The following is a 1,436-nucleotide window of genomic DNA, read 5'->3' on the forward strand; positions in this document are numbered from 1 at the left end:
GATGTTGATTTACCAGAAGGTGACGAAATCACATTTAGCACAGGTGGTACGAGTGCGAATGGAGGGGTTGTAACGGTCGATCCGATTACAGGTGAATACAAATACACGCCTGCGAAAGATTTCAATGGAAAAGATAGCTTTACGATCACGGTGACAGACAAAGCTGGTTTAACAGATACGATCACGATACATGTTGATGTGACACCAGTAAATGATGCGCCAACAGCAGATCCAGAACAGGACACAACAACGGCAGAAGATACACCTGTGAAAGGTACGATCGAAGCAGACGATATTGATTTAGGTCGAGAAGGTGATGAGTTAACCTATACGGTTACAGGTAATCCAATCAACGGTACAGTTACGATTGACTCAAAAACTGGTGAATACACCTATACGCCAAATCCAAACTATAACGGTAGAGATAGCTTCACGATCACAGTGACGGATAAAGACGGACAAACTGTAGAAGTAAAAGTTCCAGTCAAAGTAACCCCAGTAAACGATGCACCGGAATTTGATGAAGGCCAAGCAGGAACAGATTCGAATGCACCATTAACGGTGTTAGAAGACCCGACTACACCATTGACGGGTACGGTCACAGCGGATGATGTTGATTTACCAGAAGGTGACGAAATCACATTTAGCACAGGTGGTACGAGTGCGAATGGAGGGGTTGTAACGGTCGATCCGATTACAGGTGAATACAAATACACGCCTGCGAAAGATTTCAATGGAAAAGATAGCTTTACGATCACGGTGACAGACAAAGCTGGTTTAACAGATACGATCACGATACATGTTGATGTGACACCAGTGAACGATGCACCGGAATTTGATGAAGGCCAAGCAGGAACAGATCCGAATGCACCATTAATGGTGTTAGAAGACCCGACTACACCATTGACGGGTACGGTCACAGCGGATGATGTTGATTTACCAGAAGGTGACGAAATCACATTTAGCACAGGTGGTACGAGTGCGAATGGAGGGGTTGTAACGGTCGATCCGATTACAGGTGAATACAAATACACGCCTGCGAAAGATTTCAATGGAAAAGATAGCTTTACGATCACGGTGACAGACAAAGCTGGTTTAACAGATACGATCACGATACATGTTGATGTGACACCAGTAAATGATGATCCGACAGCGAATCCAGATGAAGCGGTAGCACAAGAAGGCCAACCGTTTACTTCGACTGAATCTGTATTGAAAAATGACACAGATAAAGATTGGGCATTACAGCCGGAAGGTGAAAAAGACCAATTAACTGTGACTACTGGGGCTGTTACGACAACTGGAGGTGGCACAATTACCTTTAATCCAGATGGTAGCTATACTTACACACCTGCAGAAGGTTTTAGTGGTACAGATACAGTTAAATATGAAATTTCAGATGGTCAAGGTGGTACAGCGACAGGTACATTGACAAT

General features: G+C 44.0%; 1 protein-coding gene. It reads left to right on the forward strand.

Going from position 1 to position 1,436, the window contains the following annotated elements; all coding sequences use genetic code 11:
- A partial coding sequence (locus tag B9T35_RS18185) for a tandem-95 repeat protein (protein ID WP_139842059.1) occupies positions 1-1,436 on the forward strand: 1,436 nt, incomplete at both ends.

This window comes from Acinetobacter sp. ANC 3832, from assembly GCF_002135415.1.
In the GTDB taxonomy this organism is placed as follows: Bacteria; Pseudomonadota; Gammaproteobacteria; order Pseudomonadales; family Moraxellaceae; genus Acinetobacter.